This is a genomic window from Cupriavidus sp. GW822-FHT03E04, assembly GCF_058801495.1.
Map to the genome: position 1 here is coordinate 57,316 of NZ_JBXANI010000038.1, position 14,748 is coordinate 72,063.

General features: G+C 66.6%; 15 protein-coding genes. 6 read left to right on the plus strand and 9 right to left on the minus strand.

Going from position 1 to position 14,748, the window contains the following annotated elements:
- Positions 1–6: 6 nt before the first annotated feature.
- The 4 genes from AC1RQC_RS36455 to AC1RQC_RS36470 all read right to left on the minus strand — a co-directional run bounded on the left by AC1RQC_RS36455 (position 7) and on the right by AC1RQC_RS36470 (position 4,059).
- A complete protein-coding gene (locus AC1RQC_RS36455; protein WP_492886354.1) occupies positions 7–1,146 on the minus strand; it encodes a glycosyltransferase in 1,140 nt (379 codons plus the stop codon).
- A 57-nt stretch (positions 1,147–1,203) separates the two neighbouring features.
- Positions 1,204–2,172: a ferritin-like domain-containing protein gene (locus AC1RQC_RS36460; protein WP_492373003.1), complete on the minus strand. Its 969-nt coding sequence runs from the start codon at positions 2,170–2,172 to the stop codon at positions 1,204–1,206.
- Positions 2,173–2,324: 152 nt separating this feature from the next.
- Positions 2,325–3,140, minus strand: coding sequence for a helix-turn-helix transcriptional regulator (locus tag AC1RQC_RS36465; protein WP_492373002.1), 816 nt, complete (start codon positions 3,138–3,140; stop codon positions 2,325–2,327).
- Positions 3,124–4,059, minus strand: coding sequence for a DMT family transporter (locus tag AC1RQC_RS36470; RefSeq protein WP_492373001.1), 936 nt, complete (start codon positions 4,057–4,059; stop codon positions 3,124–3,126). The genes AC1RQC_RS36465 and AC1RQC_RS36470 overlap by 17 nt, the downstream gene beginning before the upstream one ends.
- Before the next feature lie 218 nt (positions 4,060–4,277).
- Here AC1RQC_RS36470 and surE point away from each other — a divergent pair, with 218 nt between their 5' ends.
- On the plus strand, positions 4,278–5,048 hold the full coding sequence (gene surE, locus AC1RQC_RS36475) for a 5'/3'-nucleotidase SurE (protein WP_492886356.1): 771 nt from the start codon (positions 4,278–4,280) through the stop codon (positions 5,046–5,048).
- A 122-nt stretch (positions 5,049–5,170) separates the two neighbouring features.
- On the opposite strand, the gene AC1RQC_RS36480 is transcribed toward surE, so the two are convergent.
- On the minus strand, positions 5,171–5,419 hold the full coding sequence (locus tag AC1RQC_RS36480; protein ID WP_492372999.1) for an AbrB/MazE/SpoVT family DNA-binding domain-containing protein: 249 nt from the start codon (positions 5,417–5,419) through the stop codon (positions 5,171–5,173).
- A gap of 141 nt (positions 5,420–5,560) precedes the next feature.
- Here AC1RQC_RS36480 and AC1RQC_RS36485 point away from each other — a divergent pair, with 141 nt between their 5' ends.
- Positions 5,561–6,475, plus strand: a complete 915-nt coding sequence (locus AC1RQC_RS36485; protein ID WP_492814105.1) for a LysR family transcriptional regulator — start codon at positions 5,561–5,563, stop codon at positions 6,473–6,475.
- A gap of 27 nt (positions 6,476–6,502) precedes the next feature.
- Here the strand turns inward: AC1RQC_RS36485 and AC1RQC_RS36490 are convergent, their stop codons facing one another.
- Together AC1RQC_RS36490 and AC1RQC_RS36495 are read right to left on the minus strand one after the other, a co-directional pair.
- Complete coding sequence (locus AC1RQC_RS36490) at positions 6,503–8,044, minus strand: tripartite tricarboxylate transporter permease (protein ID WP_492372997.1); 1,542 nt, start codon at positions 8,042–8,044, stop codon at positions 6,503–6,505.
- Between the two features lie 5 nt (positions 8,045–8,049).
- The gene (locus AC1RQC_RS36495; RefSeq protein ID WP_253931946.1) at positions 8,050–8,532 is read right to left on the minus strand and encodes a tripartite tricarboxylate transporter TctB family protein; all 483 of its coding nucleotides are present in this window, start codon (positions 8,530–8,532) and stop codon (positions 8,050–8,052) included.
- Positions 8,533–9,102: 570 nt separating this feature from the next.
- Between AC1RQC_RS36495 and AC1RQC_RS36500 the strand changes: the two genes are divergently transcribed.
- Entirely contained in the window at positions 9,103–10,185 is a 1,083-nt protein-coding gene (locus AC1RQC_RS36500) for a porin (RefSeq protein WP_492372996.1), read from the plus strand.
- Positions 10,186–10,291: 106 nt separating this feature from the next.
- On the opposite strand, the gene AC1RQC_RS36505 is transcribed toward AC1RQC_RS36500, so the two are convergent.
- A complete protein-coding gene (locus AC1RQC_RS36505) occupies positions 10,292–10,639 on the minus strand; it encodes an antibiotic biosynthesis monooxygenase family protein (protein WP_492372995.1) in 348 nt (115 codons plus the stop codon).
- Between the two features lie 65 nt (positions 10,640–10,704).
- Positions 10,705–11,334, minus strand: a complete 630-nt coding sequence (locus tag AC1RQC_RS36510; protein WP_492372994.1) for a LysE family translocator — start codon at positions 11,332–11,334, stop codon at positions 10,705–10,707.
- 132 nt (positions 11,335–11,466) lie between these two features.
- Between AC1RQC_RS36510 and AC1RQC_RS36515 the strand changes: the two genes are divergently transcribed.
- The 3 genes from AC1RQC_RS36515 (at position 11,467) to AC1RQC_RS36525 (ending at position 14,626) form a co-directional block, all read left to right on the plus strand.
- Positions 11,467–12,792, plus strand: coding sequence for an aminotransferase-like domain-containing protein (locus AC1RQC_RS36515; protein ID WP_492886358.1), 1,326 nt, complete (start codon positions 11,467–11,469; stop codon positions 12,790–12,792).
- Between the two features lie 327 nt (positions 12,793–13,119).
- Positions 13,120–13,425, plus strand: a complete 306-nt coding sequence (locus AC1RQC_RS36520) for a hypothetical protein (protein ID WP_492372992.1) — start codon at positions 13,120–13,122, stop codon at positions 13,423–13,425.
- A gap of 184 nt (positions 13,426–13,609) precedes the next feature.
- Positions 13,610–14,626 carry a helix-turn-helix domain-containing protein gene (locus AC1RQC_RS36525; RefSeq protein ID WP_492886359.1) on the plus strand — a complete coding sequence of 339 codons (1,017 nt, stop codon included), beginning with the start codon at positions 13,610–13,612 and terminating at the stop codon, positions 14,624–14,626.
- The last annotated feature ends 122 nt before the right edge of the window (positions 14,627–14,748 follow it).

A 14,748-nucleotide genomic window follows, 5' to 3' on the forward strand; every position in this document is an offset into this window, starting at 1 on the left:
CGACGGTCAGCCCCGTTGGGGCGCCTGCGCGCGTCCCTTCCACTGGCCGCCTTTGCGCAGCCAGTAGCGGCGCGCGGAGTCGACCGTGGCGCCGAGGTAGAACAACGCCGTCACCGGCAGCAGGGGGGCCAGCCAGAGCGGCTGGCGGTATTCACGCAGCATGGGCACGTAGGCCAGCGCCATGGCCAGCCAGGCGGCCCATGCCGGCCACAGCCGCAGGCCGCCGCCGAGCGCCAGCAAGGGCGGCGCCAGGTAGGTGAGGACCATGCCGGCCACGGCGCCGGCCAGCAGCAGCGGCGAGTAATGCAATTGGGTGTAGGCGCTGCGGGCAATCATGTCCCACAGGCTGCGCCAGTCATCGTAGGGACGCACGGAAATGCTGTCGTCGGCCAGGTCAAGGCGGATCGAGCCGCCTTGCTTGATGCAGGCGGCCAGGCTGCAGTCATCGATCAGTTCGCCCCGGATCGCGGCAAATCCGCCAATGCGGGCCAGCGCGGTACGGCGCGCCAGCATGCAGCCGCCGGCGGCCGCCGCCACGCCGCTGCGCGGATTGTTCACTCGCGCAAACGGGTAGAGCTTGGCAAAGAAGAACACAAAGGCCGGGACGATCAGGCGCTCCCACCACGATGCGCAGCGCAGCCGCACCATCAACGACACCAGGTCCCGCTGCTCGTGCGCGGCACGCGCCACCAACCGGGCCAGCACGCTATTGCCGTGGTGGATGTCTGCGTCCGTCAGCCATACCCAGCCGGCTCCGGACGCTGCCTTGTCAGCGGCTGCGAGGCCTTCGGACTGCGCCCAGACCTTGCCGCTCCAGCCGGCCGGCAGGTCGCGCGCTGTGATCACGGTCAGCGCATCCGCCTTGCCCAGCGCTGCCGCGGCGCTGCGCGCGAGGTCGGCGGTGCCGTCGGTACTATGGTCATCCACCACCACCAGCCGCAGCGCTGCCGGATAGTCCTGGCCCAGCACGCTGGCCACGGCGCCGCCAATCACGTCCGCTTCGTTGCGAGCCGGGATGATGGCAACCACCTCAGGCCATTGCGCGGGCGCGGGCGCGGGGCCGGGCTTGCGCACTCGCCAGAAGCCGGCACGGCCGGCAAGCAGCACGCACCAGATGGCGAGCGAGATCAGGGACAACACAAACATCTCAAAAAACTCCAGGACAGGATGGGTAGGGCAGCGACGGCATCAGCGCATCACGCATCAGCGCAACAGGCGCCGGGCAAGCCGGGCAACTTTGGGCACGGTTTCAGGGCGCAGCAGGCGCGGATCGTAGCCGGCCATGCGGCGGTCGTTCTCGGCCAGGCAAAGCTCGATCATCGCCCGCGGCGACAGGGCTTCGGCTAGCGAGGACGTGCTGTTCATGGGGAAATTGGCGTCCTTGGCCACGCCGTCGGCATCGATGCCGCGCGCAATGCCGACGCGCTCCCAGATCAGGAAGGCCCACACCCGCATCACCTTGAGCGTGTAAAGCGGGCGCCGCCACCAGGGCAGGTTGCGGCGATACCATGCCGCCCAGTTGACGAAGAACAGGATATGGCGGCCTTCCTCCTGGATGACCGGCTCGAACGTTTCCACCAGTTCCACGGGGAAGAAGCCTGAGCGCTTGGCCGCGGCAAACAGGCCAAAGGCAAAAAAACTATCGATGCACTCGCTGTAGCCTGTGACCAGCCAGCCCCACTCCACGTCAGCCGGCGGGCGGTACTCAGGCTCGGGTGCCAGGGCGATGCCGTAGGCTTCTACCAGTTTCGACAGCACCACCTTGTGGCGTGCCTCCTCGCCACCATCCATTTCCAGCGCGCTGCGCAGCAGGGGGGCGGTCACGGTATCGGCGAAGGCCTGCACCCGCACGGAGGCACGGCCTTCGGTCTGTACCGCGATATCCCATATCGGCAGCGAGGTCACCCGGTGCAAGGCATCCGGGTCAAGCCTGGGCCAATCGATGACGGCGGGTTTGTAGGGGTTGTGGGTTTGCAGCAGCATATTGCAGAACATGCGCAAATGCTGCGGCGAGCCGATGCGGATCGGCCCGGGCTCGGGGTCGGTCCAGTTGCGCATGGCATGGTCGGCCTGGTCGATCTCGGCCTTGGCGAGGGCAGCGACCACGGCGGCGGCCTTGGCCTCGGTGCTCGCCTCGCTGGTCCTGCTGGGTGTGGCAAGCGCGTCTGACATCCTGCTCCCCTGGCGGTTGATGGTCCGGGGGTAATTCTAGCGTGGCCGGCGCGCTTGCGCGTGCCACACCCGCATCACGGCACGCGCAGGGTACTGCATGGAAAGGCAACGCAGGGGGGACTTAGCCCTGGTGCTGGACCGCCGCTCGCGCGCTAGCGCGATGCCGGCAAGGCGATGTTCGCCAGCCCGAGGCCCGCGCGCCATGCCCCCGGTGGCATGCCGAAGCGCTGGGTGAAGCTGCGCGTAAAGGTGGTCTGGTCGGGAAAGCCTAGGGCCAGCGAGATATCCGCCAGCGGCTGGGCCCGGTCCGCCAGCAGGCGCGCGGCCTGGTCCAGCCGCAGGCGTGTCTGGTAGCGATGCGGCGTATCGCCAAAGGCGTCGCAGAACAGGGTATGGAAGCGCCGCACGCTCCAGCCGAACTGCGCCGCGAGCTGGTCGGCCCGCAGTGGCGCGTCCAGGTGCTGGCGCAGGTAGGCGTCGATTTGCGCCAGCGGAAAATGCGTGGGCTGGGCTTGGCCGCCCACGCCCAACGCCTGCGCCAGGTCGGCGGCAAGAGTAGCGGCCAGTTGCCAGTGATGTTGCCGGGAGCTGGTTGCCTGAGGCAGCGTAGCCAGGCGCCGCACGCGTTCGCTCCAGCCGTCCGTGATGGCAAACGCTTTGGGCCGGTCCATCAGCGCGGCCGGCAACGCGAGCGAGCCCGGCGGAATGTCCAGCACCAACTGCCGGTTGTCGGCCAGCCCAAGGAAGTCGTGACGCTCCCCGGCGGGCACGATCAGCCCGCCGCAGGGATCGAGCCGGTGCAGGTGGCCGCCGATTTCCAGCTCGCAGGCACCGTCCAGTCCGAACAAGACCTGATGGTAGTCATGGCGATGCCACTCCCGTTCTGGCTGGTAGACGCGGGTCTCCACCAGCGGCGCCGGCCGGCCCGCCTGGGCTAGCAGCACAGCATCGTCATCGTGCGGCGGCATGGCGGGTTTTGCGAGGGATCCCGGCGCCCTGGGCGGCCTGGCATAGCCAGACCCCAATGCCGGCAACGAGCAGGCCAAGTAACTGCAGGACCCCGAGCTTGTCGCCAAACAGCAGCCAGGCCTGCAGCGCCGCCAGCGGCGGCGCCAGGAACATCAGCGACGCGGCGGTGGCAGCCTGCCCGCGCCTGACGATGCGCACCAGCAGATAGGTGCCCAGGCCCGACAGCACCAGCGTGGCCCAGGCCAGTGCGGACCAAAGCGCCATGCCCGGCTGCCAGTGCGACTCGCCCAGCAGCCATGCCAGCGCGCCGGCCACCAGGGCACCGCCCACGTTCTGCCAGGCCATGCTGGCGCGCAGGTCGGCCGCGGCAATCGAGGTTTTCTGCAGGATCGTGCCCATGGTGATGGAGAGGATGGAGATGACCGCCACCAGTACCACCCACGGCGAAACGGGGCTGGGTGCGCTGGCCAGGGTGGCGGGTGCCACCACCAATACTACGCCCAGGGAGCCCAGTGCAAGCCCGCCCCAGCCCTGCCGGGACGGAAACTCCCCCAGCAGCGGGATTGCCAGCAGCGCGGTCAGCAGCGGTTGCAATGCACCGAGCAAGGCCATGGCCGACGGCGCAAGGCCATGCGCGATGGCCCAGTAACCGCCGCCCAGGTAGCTGCCGTGCAGGAGCGCGCCCGCCAGCAAGTGCCGCGGCACTTCGCGCAGCGCTGGCCAGCGCGCTGCGCCGGCCACGGCCACAGCTGCGAACAGTACGGCCGCCAGGGAGAAGCGGGCCAGCAGGAACAGGCTGGGCTGGGCCACGGGCACGATGGCCCGGCCCACGATGAATCCGGTCGACCAGATCAGGACAAAAGCCAGGCTGGACAACCAGGCGGCCGAAGCGGGGACGCTGAAGCGGGATGAGGGCATGGTGTTTCAGCGCGCCGGCGGCGCGCGGGCGCGGCAATGATCGACAATGGGCTGCAGGCTAGTCGCCCGATGCCGTCCTGTCTTGGCAAATCCGGCAACGCGTGGCCGAACCGTCACGGCTTCGGTTTATAGTCTGGCGTTAGCCCCGGCTGCCATGCCGCACGCAGCGTGCCGCGCAAGGCAGCGCAGCATTCGTCAACCTACGGTCCTCTATCACCATGTCCGAACCCTTATTGGAACGCGTACTCCTCACCAACGATGACGGCATCGACGCCCCCGGGCTGGCCGTGCTCGAAGCCGTGGCGGCAACGCTGGCGCGCGAGGTCTGGATAGTCGCGCCCGAGCATGACCAGAGCGGCACCTCGCACTCACTGAGCCTGCACGCGCCGCTGCGCATCAGCCAGCAGGGCGAGCGCCGCTTTGGCGTGAGCGGCACCCCGGGCGACTGCGTCGTCATGGCCGCCCGGCACCTGATGGCCGACACCCCGCCGAGCCTGGTCCTGTCGGGCATCAACCGTGGCGCCAACCTCGGCCTCGAAACCGTGTTCTCTGGCACCGTGGGCGCCGCCATGACCGGCGTGCTGCTGGGCATCCCGGCCATTGCGCTGAGCCAGGCCTTCACCGATCGCAACGCGGTGCGCTGGGAAACGGCGCGCGCGCTGGCCCCCGGCGTGATCCGCCGCCTGCTTGCCGCCGGCTGGAACCAGCAGGCCTGCCTGAACGTCAACTTCCCCGATGTGGAGCCCGGGTCCGCCGGCCCGCTCACCGTCACCCGCCAGGGCGTTGGCCTTGTCAAGGATCTTGCCGTGCGGGCCCATGTCGACCCGCGCGGCATCCCGTATCACTGGCTGCAGTTCTCGCGCGGCCCGCAGCCGGACACCGACGACAGCGAGGCGGTGGTGGTCGGCCGTGGCGCCGTTTCGGTGACGCCGCTGCGCTTCGAGCGCACCGACGAGGAAGCGGCCGCGGAGCTGGCGGGGCGCCTTTGAGGTGATGCGCGCCTCAAGCGCTCGTCCACCAATGCCTCCGATATCGATTTCGATCCTGTCGCCCGGTTTCATGGATACCGGCGGCATGCCCATGGCGATCACGTCGCCCTGCATGATGACTCTCAGCAATGCGTACCTGATGCGCGCGTGTTGGCATCGTCCCTGTCAAACCTGAAATCGGGCGGCAGGCGCCCCCGGAACTGCCGGAGCTTGGCCAGATGGGCGGCCCTGCCAGGCTTGTTCAGTACCAGGAGCACATCACGGTTGCGAACGACGACTTCGAAGTCGTCGCCTTCATGCAGATCAAGCACGTCCGCCAATTCATTGGGCAAGCGGATAGCCAGGCTGTCGCCCCATTTGAAGACTTGCATAGTTGGATCCTCCGGAAGCACTCGTGGATCATATGGGGGCTACCGGAGCGAGACGCCCCCCTCGCGAATGCACACTTGCTACTGTGCTAGTGCAGTTTGATAATCATGTCACAAGAACTATGGTTATCAAACCTGCTTTGAATGTACTCCCTAGACGACCTGAAACTCTTTGTCCGCACGGCCGAGCTTGAAAACCTCTCCGCGGCCGCGCGCGAACTGGACCGGACCGCCGCCACCGCCAGCGCGGCCCTGATTCGCCTGGAGCAACGCCTGAGCGCACGCCTGTTCGCTCGCACCACCCGCCGCATGCGCCTGACCGAGGAGGGGCGGGTGTTCCTGGAGGCAGCGCGCAAGGCATTGGCGGCGCTGGAGGAGGGCGAGGGCGCACTGGCGGAGCAGCGCGAGGAACTGGCCGGGCCGCTACGGCTGTCGGCGCCCGCCGACCTGGGGCGCGCCTTGTTGCGTGGCTGGCTGGACGATTTCCTGGTGGCGCATCCGCAGCTTTCGCTTGAGCTGTCCATCGGCGATACGCTTGCCGACCTGTATCGCAGCAATGTCGACCTGGCGGTGCGGCTGGGCTGGCTGGAGGATTCGGGACTGGTGCGCCGGCAGCTTGCGCTGACGCGCCGCGTGGCGGTGGCCGCGCCGGCGTACCTGGCGCGTTGCGGCACGCCCGCGTCGCCCGAGGCGCTGGCGCAGCACCAGATGCTATGCCTGGCGCCGGGCGGGCAGGCGCGCATGCGCTGGCCGTTTCGCTCGCGCCAGTCCCGGCTGGAAGTGGAGGCGAACGGACGGCGCACCAGCGATGATGGCGCGGTGGTGCGCGACTGGGCGCTGGCGGGCCATGGCATCGCTTTCAAAAGCTGGTTCGATGTCGCGGCCGACGTCAGCGCCGCCCGCCTGGTGCTGCTGTTTCCCGAGTGGTACCAGGACAGCGTGCCGCTGCAGCTGGTGTTCCTGCAGAGCCGATTTCCGTCTTACCGGCAGCGCCGCCTGATCGAGTTCCTGCAGGCGCGTTTCGCGGCGTTCGACGCGGACTATCCTTTCCCGGGCTAGCCGCGTCGGTGCAGGCTTGCGTCGTGGCTACTCGTTGACGGCAAGCTCGCCGCCGGCAAGCACGGTCCCTTTGCCTGCGCCGCGGCTGGCTCGCCACGCGGAGTAGGTGACCCCGGTCAGCAGCAGGGCTGACAGCACGACGAAGACGCAGCTGATCGGGCGATGCACGAACACCATCATGTCGCCGCGCGACAGCAGCAGCGAGCGGCGGAAGTTCTCTTCCACCATCGGCCCGAGCACGAAGCCCAGCAGGATGGGCGCCACCGAGAACCCGAGCCACATGAGCACTGCCCCGATGACACCGAACGCCAGTACTTCCCAGATCTCGAACAGGCTGTTCTGCGTGCTGAACACGCCGACCACGATGAAGAACATGGCTGAGGGGAACAGGTAGCGGTAGGGCACCTGCAGCAGCTTGACCCACACGCCGATCAGCGGGACGTTCAGCACGATCAGCAGCAGGTTGCCAATCCAGAAGCTGGCGATCAGGCCCCAGAAGATGTCGGGGTGATCGCTGATCAGCTGCGGCCCCGGGGCGATGCCCTGGATCATCAGCGCGCCCAGGATCAGCGCCATCACGGCGTCGCCCGGAATGCCGAGGCTCATGGTGGGGATGAAATCGACCTGCGTCTTGGAGTGCGCGGAGGCTTCCGGCCCGGCGACACCTGCGATCATGCCCGTGCCGAACTTCTCCGGCGTCTTGGAGATCTTGCGCTCCAGGGCATAGGCGACGAAGGTCGTGATGGTGGGGCCGGTCCCGGGCATGGCGCCGAACACAGTGCCTACCGCGGTGCCTCGCACCATGGGCCAGAAGGCGGTCTTGAGCTCGGCCAGGCTGGGCCGCATGTCGCGGATGCGCAGCTTGGCCTTGCTGGCGATCACGCTCATCCGGTTGACATTGAGCAGGAAGTCCGCCACGCCGAACAGGCCCATGGCGATGGCGACCAGTTCCAGCCCGTCGCTAAGCTCGGGGATGTTCATCGCCAGGCGGAAGGTGCCGCTGTTCACGTCGGTGCCGACACAGCCGCAGATCAGGCCGAACAGGGTCATTGCCACGCCTTTCAGCGGTGAGCCGCGCGACATGGTGGAGCCTGCCAGCAAGCCCAGCAGCATGATCGAGAAGATCTCGGTTGGGCCAAACTTGAAGGAAATCTCGGTGAGCAGCGGCGAGGCGAAGATCATCACGATGATGCCCACCGACGCGGCGAAGAATGAGCAGATCATGGTGATGCCCAGCGCCGTGCCGCCCTTGCCGGCGCGCGTCATCGGATAGCCGTCCAGGCAGGTGACCGCATGCGGCGGGTGCGAGGGCAGGTTGAGCAGGATCGCGCCGATGGCGCCGCCATATTGCGAGCCATAGAAGATCCCCGCCAGCATCAGGATGGCGGGTACCGGGTGCATGGCATAGGTCAGCGGCAGCAGGATGGAAATGGCCGACAGCGCGCCCATGCCGGGCAGCACGCCAATCAGGTTTCCCATCAGCACGCCGAAGAAGGACCACATCAGGTTGGAGCCCTGGAAGGCAACGCCAAAGCCGAACCAGAGATCATGCAGAGCGTTCGCGGTCATGATGTTCAGACCCCCCAGGCAAACAGCGGCAGCTGCAACTGCAGCGCCCACCAGAACACGACCGTGGCGATGACGCACATCGCCAGTGCCAGGATGGCGGCTTGCTTCACGGTATTGCTCCGGTCGCCCAGCGCCGAGATGAACACGATGGCGAAGGTGGCGGGGATCAGGCCGCCATATTTGCCCAGCAGCAAGAAGGCGAGCACGCCCAGGATGATGCAGGCACATCCGCGCAGATCCGGCAGGCCGGCGCCATGCCCGTGTCCGGATGCCTGGGCTTGCGCCGGTGGCTCCTTGCGCGCCGAGATGGCGATGAGCACGCCGACGATCGCCAGTAGCGCCCCTACCGCTGCCGGGAAGAACCCAGGCCCCATGTGGCTCAGGGTGCCGGTGCGATATTGCAGGCCGGCCACTAGCGTGGCGAGCCCGATCAGCGTCATCAGCCCACCGCCGTAGTAGTCCTTCTTGAAACGCGAGGGGGTGTTCATTGCAGATCCCCTCTGGTCCGGCTACCCGAACGGTAGCGTGCGTTGGTGTGTCGATGCATGAGGTGGTCTCTCCGTCTCCTGTTTTTACGCCCTTGCCTTACCGCGACTTCATCGCGGGCGTGAGCGGGTGTCGAGACTGTAGGAACGGCATCTTCCAAACGGCTTTCCGACGGCTTGCAATCGGCTTTCGGGGCAGCGATGTTGAAGAGAATTTCTCGTGGCTACGCGTAATCCCTAGCGCCGGAAATCCATGGAGCAGGGAACTTCTGCGGCGGATCTCAAGCCATGCAGCAGCCAAGTGGTGCACTGCTCACCCGCTGCCGGCGACTCGCGGAAATCCATTTGCATCACGTTGTGCTATATCCCGCCGGATCGCTGCAACGTGGGGCGTGCCTGGATGATTGCAATTGCAGTCATGCAGACATGTAGCCATGCAAAGCGACATCAAGCTTTCACATAAGGCATCGACAATGCGGTCTGCCGCCACGGGTGCGGTTCATGGCGTCTATCGCATGGTTGCCCGCGGCTGGCGGAAGACTGCCTCATCCATCCATAAGACAGAGAAAATCAGTGAAGAAAGCTCTCCTTGCAATGACTGCCGCGGCTGCTGCCGCAGCCTCCGGCGCAGCGTTCGCCCAAACCTCCTCGTCCAGCGTCACGCTGTACGGCATCGCCGACGTTGGCATCGAAGTCATCAACCACATGCCGGCCACCGGCTCCGCGGGTGGCACCGTTACCCGCATGAACTCCGGCAACCTGTCGGGCTCGCGCTGGGGCCTGCGCGGCAGCGAAGACCTGGGCGGTGGCCTGAAGGGTATCTTCGTGCTGGAAAGCGGCTTTGATATCGATACCGGCGCCTCGGGCCAGGGCAACCGCCTGTTCGGCCGCCAGTCGTACGTTGGCTTGCAGGGCAATTTCGGCGCAGTGACGCTGGGTCGCCAGCAAAACGCGCTGTACGACCTGTTCGGCGCCTATGACCCGATGGCCGTTGGCCCGCGCTACTCGCTCAATAGTGTCGACTCGCTGTTCAACGGCCGTGCCGACAACGCCTTCAAGTACACGGGCAAGTTCGGCGGCCTGACGGCTACCGGCTTCTACAGCACCGGGCGCGATGCCACGGTGACCAACGGCAGCGAAGTGCCGGGCGAAAGCAAGGTGGGCCGCAACTACGGCGCGGGCCTGGCCTACGCTGTTGGCAGCTTCTCGGTCGGCGCGGCGTATGACCAGTTCCAGGGCTCGTCGGTGGCACTGAAGGACCGCAGCGCCAAGCGCGCGGCCATCGGCGCGTCCTATGCCTTCGGCGATGCCAAGGTGTTTGCCGGCTATCGCTGGCTGCGCGACGACGGCACGGCCAGCGCCACGGCCACCGTCACCCGCAGCAATGTGTACTGGGCAGGCGCGCAGTACAAGTTCACGCCTGCGTTCCAGCTGACCGGCGCGGCATACTACACCGACCTGAAGAACAGCGGCGCGGATTCGTGGATGTACGTGCTGTCGGGCGACTACTCGCTGTCCAAGCGCACCGATGCCTATGTGAACATTGGCTACGTGAAGAACAAGTCGGGCTCCACCCTGGGCCTGAACGGTGCCGGCACGGCTCTGCCGGGCGCGAACCAGACCGGCGCCACCGTCGGCGTGCGTCACCGCTTCTAAACCACACCTGAGCCACACCTGAGCAGCACCTGGGCGGCATCCTGCGCACGGAGGATGCCGCCAACAATCATATCGACCTTGCTTTGCGCGAGGATCGCTTGGCCGGTCAGATCGACCGGCCTTTTTTCTCTTCTTCGCCGAACCGCGTGAAGTGAGCAAGGCTGCCGTCGCCATAGACGCGCTCCACCTTTGACACCACGACGTGATAGCCGTCATACCACTTGCGGTACTGGCGCTTGGCGTCAAGGTGCCGTGGATGGGCAGCGAAGGCCCGCAGGGCTTCCTGATCCCGCCAGTAGTAGCTGGCGTTGGCCAGCTTTCCGTCGGGCGAGCGCCAGGATTCGGCCCCCAGGAAGCCCGCAATGCTGGCCGCCACGTCGTCAATGACCGCGCTTAGCCGCTGGAACTCTTCGTCGATCTTGCCGGGCTTGTAGATAAAGGCTGCGATGTACATCTCGTGTTGTCCTTCTTGTATTGTCTTTTCAGGATCTGGATGGAAGTGCCCGCCATCTTCGCCGGCTAGGACACCCTCGGCATGGCAAGCAGCCTCAGCGCCAGCAGCGCCAGCACCACGGCAAGCCCGTATTTCTGGAACACGGCGGCACGCGGGTTGCGGCTCAGGAACCGCCGTGCCGACCCGCCAGCCGCGCCCAGCAGGCCGTGGAACACCGTGCTGATCGCCGTCAGCACGCAGCCCAGGACAATCAGCTGCCGGGCCACGTTGCCTTTTCCCGGATCCACGAACTGCGGCAGGAAGACCATGAAGAACAGCAACGCTTTCGGATTCAGCAAGCTGTTCAGCGTAGAGCGGAAAAACACCGATTTCAACGAGGCCTGCCGGGTCACCGTGCCCAGCGGCAGCAGCGGGCGGCGCAGCGCTTTCCAGGCCATCCACAGCAGGTACAGGGCCCCCGCATAGCGGATCAGGTCGAAAGCCGGAGGCCACGCGGCAATCACGGCGGTGATGCCGGTTGCCGTCAGGACGGTCAGCACGAGGTCTGCCGCGGCAATGCCGAGCGCGGCCGCCGCGCCGCCGCCGAGGCCGTAGGTGACGCCGTGTGCCATGACGAAGGCCATGTTTGGCCCGGGTGACAGCAGCAGCACCATCACGGCCGCGGCGAACACCGACAAGGTAGCGAATTCGATCATGCCCAGGTTTCCAGATAGCTCCGCGGAGCCCTTTACGTTGTCGAGGCTGGTAGCGTAATCTTTGTGTCTGATACAAACAAAAAATTGTTCTAGATACAAAGAACAATCCTATGAAGGCGCGCAGGCCAAGGCATGATCCCAGCCCGGTACAAAACCATCATGGACGAGATTGCGGGGCGCATCCGCGAGGGGGCGCTGCCGCCAGGCACGCAATTGCCGACCGTTCGCGCCTTGATGAAGCAGCATGGCATCGCCCTGGCCACCGCATCGCGCGTCTACCGGGAGCTGGAGTCCATCGGGCTTGTCGTCGGCGAGACCGGCCGGGGCACCTTTGTGCGCGACACCTCGCTGCCGCGCGGCCTGGGCCTGGAGCAGCACCCGGTGCGTTTCGGCACGGTCGATCTCACCTTCAACTATCCGTCCTTGCCCGGCCAGGCCGAGATGCTGCGCGATGGCCTGCGTACCATCGCGGCCTCGGGGGACCTCGATGCGCTGCTGCATTCGGCGCCCCAGGGCGGGCGGGCGCACGAGCGGCAGACCGCGGCCAGGCATCTGCGCAACCGGGGCATCCGGGTGAGCGGCGAGCAGGTGCTCATCGTCAATGGCGCTCAGCAGGGCCTGGCCGTGACGGTCATGGGGCTGCTCAAGCCGGGCGACGTCCTGGCTGTGGATGCGCTGACCTATCCCGGCATGAAACGGCTCGCGCAGACGTACCGTCTTGACCTGGAGGCGGTGCCGCACACGGTAGACGGCATGGACCTGGAGCACCTGGCAGCGTTATGCAAACGGCGTCCGGTGCGCGCCGTCTACGCCATGCCAACGATGCACAATCCGCTGGGCACGGTGATGGCTGAGCCGTCCCGGGTCCGGCTTGCCGAGCTTGCCGAGAAGCATGATTTCCTGCTCATCGAGGATGGCGCCTATGCCTTCCTGGCCGAGCCGGCACCCAAGCCGGTGTTTACCTACGCGCCCGAACGCACGGTGTATGTCTCGGGGCTGTCCAAGAGCGTCGCGTCCGGCTTGCGCGTGGGCTTTGTCGCCGCGCCCCTTGCGCTGGTGCCCGCGCTGGAGGGCGCGATCCGCGTCTCGACCTGGAACACGCCCACGCTGACCGTGGCGCTGGGCTGTTATTGGATCGAGGCCGGACTGGTCGACGAGCTCGAGGACCGCAAGCGCAAGGACGCGCGGCTGCGGCAAAGCCTGGCGCGCCGCGTGCTGCGCGGTTGTGATGTCAAAGCGCATCGCGCTTCCTACTATCTCTGGCTGACCTTGCCGGAGGACCTGCGCGCGGACCGCGTCGCCGCTGGCCTGGAGCGCGAAGGCGTCCTGGTGACGACGGCCCAGCCGTTTGCCGCCACGCCAAGCGCGCCGCATGCGCTGCGCCTGGCGATCGGCTCCATCTCGCATGACGCGCTGGAGGACGCGCTGGTCAAAGTGCGCCGGGCGGTGCTCGGCTAGCGGGCTTCACACTCGGGCTTCATGCCCGGGTTTCATACTCACTCGATGACGTCGCCTACGCATACGCGGTCGAAGCTTGCCGCCGCCTCGTGCTGGATCTTGCGCACTGCTTCCGCGTCAGCGGCTTAAGTTCTCTCCAGCTTTCTCCAACCGTGATTCCAACGGTGCCGGTCTATAGTGCAACTGGGGGGCGACGCGGTGGCGTGGCCCCTCAAAAAAGTAGCGCATGGGTGGGGCGGGGGTGCTAGCCGCCGCGTGCAGCGGGGCGGTCCGCCCTCGCGACACCTGCGGCCAATGTTCAATGTCCAATGTTCAAGGAGCAGCATCATGTTGATAGCCAGGTGGCAGATCGATGCCCGTTTCGGGCACAAGCAAGAAGTCATCGAGCGCCTGCAGGCATGGGCGCGCGAGATCGCCCCGCAAGTCGGCCTGGTCACCGGGCGCTTGCTGACCGGCTCGATTGGCGCGCTCGAGGCCACGGTGGTCCACGACTGGGAGGTGAGCAACCTCGGCGAACTGGATAGCGCCTGGGCTCGGCTCGCGTCGATACCTGCCCACGCGCAATGGGGCAAGGAGCTGGAACCGTTCGTCGTCTCCGGCACCGCGCGCTGGGAAATCTATCGCGTGGTCTGACATCGCAAGTGATGCTGGCTTCGCATGTTTGCCGCCGCGCTGGCCGGCGCGCCTGCGTGATTGTTCCCATTGTCGGCTCACGGGCTTTCCATTAGGCTTTGCAACCACCTTCGAGGCCTCCGGCGCGTTCCCTGCATGTTCCCCGCATGTTGCCCAGACACCGCCGGCTACTGGAGATGTCCTGATGCCCGCAGCGCAGCACCTGCAGCAGACGCCGGCGCGGTTGACCACCGTGACCTTCGATCAATGGCGCGAAGCCATCGACACCAGTTTCCTGCCGCTCGATTATTCGCGCCAGACGCGCGGGGGCTTTCATTGCCACGTCAGCTATGCGCGTTTCGGCGCCAGCGCGGTGGCGGACATGGATGTCGACGCGCACCGTGTCGCGCGCGAGTCCCGGCACGTGGCGGCATCCGACGCGGGCTTCTTCAAGATCTTCTGGCAGCTAAGCGGGCGCAGCCGCGTGGCGCAGCGCGGCAACGAGGCCTCGCTGGAGCCAGGCATGTGGTCGATCTACGATACCGCGCAGCCCTATAGCATCGAGATGGCGGACCGCTGCCGGGTGCTGGTGCTGCTGGTGCCGCAGGAACGCGCCTTCGGCTGGCGCCAGGCGGCGACCAGCCTGGGCGGCCGCGCGCTGCGCGGGGAGGGCGCGGCGCGCATCGCGCTGTCGGCGCTGGGCGCCATGCTGCATGACACTTGCGCGGGGCACCTGCTGGATCATCAAGGGCAGATCGTGCTGCAGGATTCCGTGGTGTCGTTGATGGAGACGGCGCTGCAAGGCGCCGGCACGCCGCCGCCGGCCCTTGGCGATGGCGGGGACGCTGCCGTGGCGCGGCATCTTGGCGAAGCGCGCATGCGCCGGCTGGCCGAGTTCATCGATGCGCATCTGCATGATCCGGAGCTTTCGGCGCATCGGCTGGCGGCAGTGCTGAACGTGTCGCGCCGTACTTTGTACAACCTGTTTCGTGAGTCCGGGCGGACCCCGCATGCCTATATCCTGTCGCGCCGGTTGCGGCAGGCGGCGGCGCGGCTGGCGGGCAGTGGCGACGCCGGGCGCAGCATTACCGAGATTGCTTTTGCGCTGGGGTTTGGCGATGCGGCGCATTTCAGCCGGGTTTTCCATGAGCGGTTCGGGATGAGTCCGACGCAGTGGCGGCAGCAGAATGCGGGGAGCGGGGGGATTGTTTTGCGGCATTAGATTGGGGGATTGGGGGGCTTAACTTCAACTTCAAAGGCAACTGCCGTTTCACCACCCCTGCGGGGCGGCGACCTACTTTCTTGTCTTGCCAAGAAAGTAGGCAAAGAAGGCGCGCCGGATGG

Coding starts and splice junctions, on each gene's coding strand:
- AC1RQC_RS36455 (WP_492886354.1), bottom strand. CDS start 1,146: ATGTTTGTGTTGTCCCTGATCTCGCTCGCCATCTGGTGCGTGCTGCTT.
- AC1RQC_RS36460 (WP_492373003.1), bottom strand. CDS start 2,172: ATGTCAGACGCGCTTGCCACACCCAGCAGGACCAGCGAGGCGAGCACC.
- AC1RQC_RS36465 (WP_492373002.1), bottom strand. CDS start 3,140: ATGCCGCCGCACGATGACGATGCTGTGCTGCTAGCCCAGGCGGGCCGG.
- AC1RQC_RS36470 (WP_492373001.1), bottom strand. CDS start 4,059: ATGCCCTCATCCCGCTTCAGCGTCCCCGCTTCGGCCGCCTGGTTGTCC.
- surE (WP_492886356.1), top strand. CDS start 4,278: ATGTCCGAACCCTTATTGGAACGCGTACTCCTCACCAACGATGACGGC.
- AC1RQC_RS36480 (WP_492372999.1), bottom strand. CDS start 5,419: ATGCAAGTCTTCAAATGGGGCGACAGCCTGGCTATCCGCTTGCCCAAT.
- AC1RQC_RS36485 (WP_492814105.1), top strand. CDS start 5,561: ATGTACTCCCTAGACGACCTGAAACTCTTTGTCCGCACGGCCGAGCTT.
- AC1RQC_RS36490 (WP_492372997.1), bottom strand. CDS start 8,044: ATGACCGCGAACGCTCTGCATGATCTCTGGTTCGGCTTTGGCGTTGCC.
- AC1RQC_RS36495 (WP_253931946.1), bottom strand. CDS start 8,532: ATGAACACCCCCTCGCGTTTCAAGAAGGACTACTACGGCGGTGGGCTG.
- AC1RQC_RS36505 (WP_492372995.1), bottom strand. CDS start 10,639: ATGTACATCGCAGCCTTTATCTACAAGCCCGGCAAGATCGACGAAGAG.
- AC1RQC_RS36510 (WP_492372994.1), bottom strand. CDS start 11,334: ATGATCGAATTCGCTACCTTGTCGGTGTTCGCCGCGGCCGTGATGGTG.
- AC1RQC_RS36515 (WP_492886358.1), top strand. CDS start 11,467: ATGATCCCAGCCCGGTACAAAACCATCATGGACGAGATTGCGGGGCGC.
- AC1RQC_RS36520 (WP_492372992.1), top strand. CDS start 13,120: ATGTTGATAGCCAGGTGGCAGATCGATGCCCGTTTCGGGCACAAGCAA.
- AC1RQC_RS36525 (WP_492886359.1), top strand. CDS start 13,610: ATGCCCGCAGCGCAGCACCTGCAGCAGACGCCGGCGCGGTTGACCACC.